Origin of the sequence: Leifsonia sp. TF02-11 (assembly GCF_017565305.1) — a bacterium.
GTDB lineage: Bacteria > Actinomycetota > Actinomycetes > Actinomycetales > Microbacteriaceae > Leifsonia.
Map to the genome: position 1 here is coordinate 202,884 of NZ_JAGEKP010000015.1, position 6,000 is coordinate 208,883.

A 6,000-nucleotide genomic window follows, 5' to 3' on the forward strand; every position below is an offset into this window, starting at 1 on the left:
CCGAATGGTCGAAGGATTCGTGGCGCCCGGGTGGCGCGCAGTGCGGGACGCATTCGCCGAGGCGATCGGGAGCGTGCCGGACGAGGGCGGCAGTCTGAGCATCCGGCACCATGGCGAGGTCGTCGTGGATCTCTGGGGCGGAGCGGACCCGCTCTCGGGCGCCCCGTGGCAGCGCGACAGCGTCACGCTCGGTTTCTCCATCACCAAGGGCGCGGCGACGGTGTGCCTCCTGCAGTTGGTCGACCGCGGGCTCGTCGGCCTCGACGACCGCGTCGCCCAGCACTGGCCGGAGTTCGGTGCTGCGGGCAAAGAGGCGCTGACGGTCCGGGATGTCCTCACCCACCGCGTCGGCCTCCCGTACATCGACCTCGACCCCATCACGCGGGCGAGCGAGTGGGAGACCGTCACCTCCGCTCTCGCCGCGCAGCCGAGCCAGTACCCGCCGCGCGAGTGGGTGGTCTATCACGCGCTCAGCTTCGGGTTCCTGGTGGGAGAGATCGTCCGCCGGGTCTCGGGCATGCCGGTGGGGGAGTACTTCGCGAAGCAGGTGGCGGACCCGCTGGGGGTCGACTTCTGGATCGGCCAGCCCGCCTCGGCGGACGATCGCTACCTGCCCAGCCTCACACGCCTCATCGAGGCACCCCCGAGGCCGCCGGAGCCCGTCAGCGACGTGTGCGAGGCCGCCTGGCGTTCGGCCGCGCAGCTCCCCCCGCTCTTCGCACGCGTCGACGACCGGCTGGGCACCGAGCCGTTCAACCAGCCCGAGTTCCGCCGTGCGGTCATCCCCGCGGGCAACGGCGTCACCAACGGTCGCGGACTCGCCGCGATGTACGCCGCGTGCATCGGCGAGGTGGAGGGCGTGCGCCTGCTGTCCGACGGGATCGTGCGCGAGGCGTCCGAGAACCAGGCGGCCGACGCCTCCCTGCCCGACTGCACGGGAGGGGCTCCTCTGCCCGCGGTCTGGGGCCTCGGCTTCGAGATCAGCAACCCGCTCAACCCGATGATCGGGCCCGGCTCGTTCGGGCACTCGGGCATGGGAGGCCGGCTCGGCTTCGCCCATCCCGCGACCGGCATCGCGTTCGGATTCGTGAGCCAGCGGATGCTCTACCCCGAGGTCGGCATCGACCCGCGGTGGGTCCCGATGCTCGCCGCCGTCAAGAGCGCCGTCGGCCTCTGACGCCGCGGGGCGCCCGCGCCCCCAGCGGTCAGGAGCGGATCAGGGCAGAGGGAGTGAGGAGCTCCACCTGCTCCAGCGGCAGCGGTGTCAACGCCGTCAACCGCCACCAGCGGGCCGGAGTGGACAGGGCGGCCGGGGCGAACACGCGCAGCTGATGCGCCCAGGCGTACTCCTCGTCGCGTTCGTCGGCGACGCTCCACGCGATACCGTCGGCGCTGCGCTCGAGCCGCCACGCATAGCGGCCGGGCTCGGCGAGCGTCAGCGTCGTCAGCTCGGGTGCGGCTGCCTCCCGCAGCTCCCACGTCACGCACGCGCCGGCGGCCAGCTCGACGGTCGTGGCACCGATGTCGTCGGTGAGCGCGGCAGCAGCGGGCCCTGCGTCGGACGCGACCCGCGCGTCCCGCAGGGCGTCATCGAGCAACGGGAGGTCGTGGTCGCTCAGCGACGACGGACGTGCCTCCGGCGATGCGCCCCAGGCCGACGGCTCCGGTCCCATCGTGAAGACGAGGCGCGCGTCCCGCGCGATCCGCGCGTGCGGGATCGCCAGCGACTCCCACGGCTCGCCGTCCAGGGTCAGCGACTGCACGTAGACGTTCTCCGGAGCCTGGTTCTCCGCCACGATCTCGAGTGTTCCCGCACCGGGGATGTCGACCGTCAGGCGGGGGAAGAGCGGCGACCCGACGACGTACTCGCCGGATCCCGGCGCGAGGGGATAGAGCCCCATCGCCGAGAAGAGCCACCAGGCCGACATCTCGCCGTTGTCCTCGTCGCCCGGGTAGCCCTGGCCGATCTCGGACCCGGTGAAGAGCCGCGCGAGCGACTCCCGCACCAGGGCCTGCAACCGGTGCGGCGCTCCCGCGAACGCGTACATGTACGGGACGTGGTGGGCCGGCTGGTTGGAGAGGCCGAACATCCCCAGCCGGATGTCGCGCGCCTCCGTCATCTCGTGGATGACCGACGGGTAGGTGCCCCGCAGTTCCTCCCGTGCCGTCTCCGGAGTCGAGAAGTAGGCGTCGAGCAGGCGGGCGAGGCCCTGCGGCCCGCCGTGGAGGTGCGCGAGCCCTGCGCCGTCGTGGGGAGCGCTCACGGCCATGCCCCAGGCGTTCGTCTCGGTGTACCCGCCGCCCCAGACCGCGGGGTCGAAGGGTTCCTCCCAGTCACCCTCCGGCGTGCGGGAGCGCAGGAAGCCGGTCGCCGGGTCGAACAGCCTGCGGTAGGCGAGCGCTCGGGAGTGGAAGTACCGGGCCTCCGCATCGAGCCGGGAGCGGCGCTCGCCGCCCGTCGGCGCCAGCCGGGCGAGTGCCGTCGCCTGCACCCAGAGGCCGAAGTCGTTGATCGCCCCCTCGACGGTCCAGGAGAGACCCTCGTCGAGATCGTTCGCGACGTAGCCGCGATACAGCGTCGAGCGGAGGCCCTTGCGTCCGGTGAAACGGCTCGGCGGGTGGACGGTCGCATTGCGCAACGCGGCGTCGTACGCGTGCGCGGCGTCGAATCCGGGGGCGTGCTTCGTCACGGCGTCGGCCGAAATCACGTCGAAGCTGGTGCCCACCATGGCGTCGAGATAGCCCGGGGCGCTCCACCGCGCGGTCCAGCCGCCGTCGCGGTAGTGCTGGAGGAAGCCGTCGAGCAGATCGCCGACCCGGTCGGGCGCGAACAGCAGATAACCGGGCCAGGAGGTGCGATAGGTGTCCCAGAAACCATTGTTGGCGTACATGCGGCCGGAACGCACGGCGGATCGGCTGCGGTCGGGGCCATCCTCCTCCGCGACGTCGAGGAACGGGCTGGCGTAGCGCTCGTGCTGGCCCGACCCCTCGGTGAGCGCAGTCGGGTAGAGGAAGAGGCGGTAGAGGTTGGAGTAGAGGGTGACCAGTTGGTCGTCCGTCGCCCCGTCGACCCGCACGCGCGACAGCAGCGCGTTCCAGGCGCGCTTCGCCGACGTCGCGACGTCGTCGACGCCGCGCGAGGGCGGCAGCTCCGTCTCGCGTGTGGCGCGGGCTTCCGCTGCGCCGATCCAGGAGGTGCCGACGCGCACGGTGATCGACCCGTCCGCGTCGGGTCGCACACGCAGGACGGCGCTGTCGGGCGCGCCGCCGATACCGGGCACGACGGAGGCCTCCACGGTGCGCCCCGACACGACCGCGTCGAAGTAGAGGCGCGGGAGGCGGCTCGTGTGCGGGCCGCGACTGTCGACGTAGCCGCAGACGGCCTGCGGCGTGCCGGGATCGAACACGTAGGCGCCGCCGTCCAGGCGGTCGAACACGAGGCGTGCCTCTGCAGTGCCGGCGCCCAGCTCGAAGCGGAAGATCGCCCCGTGATCGGTCGCGGCCACCTCGGCCGCCGTGCCGTCGGCCAGTCGCACCCCATAGCGGTGCGGGCGCGCGCTCTCATCGTCGTGGTCGAATGCGGCGCCTGCCGGATCGGGTTCGCCGGGCCCGCGCGACGCCGACAGCAGCAGCACGCCGCGATCGCCCACCCAGAGGCTCGGCGTGTGGGAGATCGCCAGCCCGCGCAGTCGGGGCAGCCTGCCGTGCTCCGAGTGCTGATTCCAGGCGTAGTTCCAGTGCGCGTTCGCGGTGTCGGTCATCGGCGTCACCAGGGTGAAGCCGTGGGGGAGGCCAGCGAACGGCATGGTGTTGCCCCGGGAGGCCGTCGGCGACGACTGTGTGCCGCGTGTGGTGAGGACGAGGTCGGCGGGGGAGGCGGCCGACGGCAGCCGCCGAGCCGGAACGATCGCGACGCCGTCGACCCACGCGGTGAGCTCGCCGGAGGTCGGCCCGGTCGGCGCCGGTGCGTCGACCACGACCTCGATCGCGACGACCCGGCGGCCGGCGTGGGCCGCGAGCGGGAGGCGGCGGAGGTTCCACTGGTCGGGCGTGAGGGCGGCGCGCTCGAGCGACGCCCTCGCCGACGCCGGGAGGCCGTACTGGTCGGCGGGATCCGACTCCAGCAGCCGGGTGCCGTCGTCGAAGAGCAGGTCGACCGCGATGGCCGATGCGCGGAAGGCGTCGGCGATCTCTGCGGAGTGGTCGAAGGCGGGGAGGACGGCGTAGCGCAGTTCATCGTCGTCGCCGAGCACGGTCCTCTCCTCGCGCAGCACGGTGCGGTCGAGCACGGCGACCGACGCCGGCCAGGAGGCGCGGAGCGGGGAGTCCGTGAGCAGACCGGCCCCGGCCGCGGCGGCCGGGGCACGCTCGGGGCCGGGTGACGGAGAGAGGATCACGCGGGTCATCGTCGGCTGCTCCTTCGGGGCTCTTCGATCCGCGACTTGACACGTCGGACCGAAATCGTCATGCTTCATCTTGTCGATGATAAAGCGCTTTGGCAAACAGTTTCCCGGAAGCCACAGCCCGCGGACAGCCGAAGCGCGTCGACGGAACCCTGAACACCAATGAAAGGTTTCAAAGATGAGACTCACCCGGATCGCCGCGACGGCCGCCGGCATCGCCACCGTCGCGCTCGTCGCCTCCCTCGCCGGCTGCTCCGCCAGCCCGAGCGCCGAGGGCAGCGCGGTCGAGCTCGTGATCGGCAACCAGCCCGCAGCGTCGCAGACCGCCGAGCTCGCCCTCTTCACGGAGCAGGTCGCCGCCTTCAAGAAGCTGCACCCGAAGTGGAAGATCAGCACGAGCGAGACCGGATGGGACTCGCAGACGTTCCAGGCCAAGCTCGCAGGAGGCGACCTCCCGACGGTGATCGGCGTGCCGTTCACCGAGATGGCCGGCCTGATCAAGCGCGGCCAGGTCGCCGACATCACCGCGTCGCTCGACAAGGCCGGCGTGAAGGACGAGCTCAACTCGTCGATGGTCGACCTGGCGAGCAAGGACGGCAAGACCTACGGCATCCCGACCTCGGCCTACGCGCTCGGGCTCGCGTACAACCGCGACCTCTTCACCCAGGCCGGCCTCGACCCCGACAAGCCCCCGACGACGTGGAACGACGTGCGCACGGCGGCCAAGGCCATCACCGAAACGACCGGCCAGACGGGCTTCTCGCAGCTGACCAAGGACAACATGGGCGGCTGGATCCTCACCGCGGAGACCTACACGCGCGGCGGCGCCATGGAGAACGCCGCGGGGACGAAGGCGACCTTCGACGCCGCGCCCACCAAGGACGCCCTCAGCTTCCTGAGCGACCTCCGCTGGACGGACCGCTCGATGGGGGCGAACGCGCTCGTCGGCATCTCCGACATCGCGCAGGACTTCGCGGCCGGACACGTCGGCATGTTCGTCATCCAGTCCGACGCGTTCGGCACGCTCACGCAGCAGCTGAAGATGGCGCCGAAGGCGTTCGGCTTCGCCGCGCTGCCCACCGTGACGGCGTCGGAGAAGCCGGTCACCCTCTCCGGCGGCAACATCGAGATCGTGAACCCGAAGGCGTCCGACGCCCAGAAGGAGGCAGCGGTCGACTGGATCAAGTACGTCTACCTCGACAAGTACACCGACAAGGGCAACGCGGTGAAGGCCGCGGAGGCCGCCGCCGCGCAGGGCGCCCCCGTCGCGATCCCGGGGCTCTCGGCCGTGAGCGACGCGAAGTACTCGCAGTACCTCGGCTGGGTGTCCGGCGTGAACAACGTCCCGGTCGACAACTTCAAGCCCTACCTCGACCGTGCCGCCACGCAGACGGTCAAGGCGGAGCCGCCGGTGAACGCGCAGGACGTGTACGCCGCGCTCGATCCGGTGGTCCAGGCCGTGCTCACCGACCGGAACGCCGACATCGACGCGCTCCTGAAGAACGCAGCGGCGACGGTCCAGGGCAAGCTGGGCCGCTGAGAGACGGGCTCCGGCGGCGACGCGACCGGGCTCGCCGCCGGAGCCTCCCCACCCCCC

At 71.7% G+C, this 6,000-nt stretch carries 3 protein-coding genes; 2 read left to right on the forward strand and 1 reads right to left on the reverse strand.

Annotated features, from left to right (window positions below):
• Positions 1–4 precede the first annotated feature (4 nt).
• Positions 5–1,177 carry a serine hydrolase domain-containing protein gene (locus tag JNB50_RS18905; protein WP_208041692.1) on the forward strand — a complete coding sequence of 391 codons (1,173 nt, stop codon included), beginning with the start codon at positions 5–7 and terminating at the stop codon, positions 1,175–1,177.
• A 28-nt stretch (positions 1,178–1,205) separates the two neighbouring features.
• Here JNB50_RS18905 and JNB50_RS18910 read toward each other — a convergent pair whose 3' ends face one another.
• The gene (locus tag JNB50_RS18910; RefSeq protein ID WP_208041693.1) at positions 1,206–4,406 is read right to left on the reverse strand and encodes a GH92 family glycosyl hydrolase; all 3,201 of its coding nucleotides are present in this window, start codon (positions 4,404–4,406) and stop codon (positions 1,206–1,208) included.
• 175 nt (positions 4,407–4,581) lie between these two features.
• On the opposite strand from JNB50_RS18910, the gene JNB50_RS18915 reads away from it, so the two are divergent.
• The gene (locus JNB50_RS18915) at positions 4,582–5,943 is read left to right on the forward strand and encodes an extracellular solute-binding protein (protein ID WP_208041694.1); all 1,362 of its coding nucleotides are present in this window, start codon (positions 4,582–4,584) and stop codon (positions 5,941–5,943) included.
• Positions 5,944–6,000 lie beyond the last annotated feature (57 nt).

Coding starts and splice junctions, on each gene's coding strand:
- JNB50_RS18905 (WP_208041692.1), top strand. CDS start 5: ATGGTCGAAGGATTCGTGGCGCCCGGGTGGCGCGCAGTGCGGGACGCA.
- JNB50_RS18915 (WP_208041694.1), top strand. CDS start 4,582: ATGAGACTCACCCGGATCGCCGCGACGGCCGCCGGCATCGCCACCGTC.
- JNB50_RS18910 (WP_208041693.1), bottom strand. CDS start 4,406: ATGACCCGCGTGATCCTCTCTCCGTCACCCGGCCCCGAGCGTGCCCCG.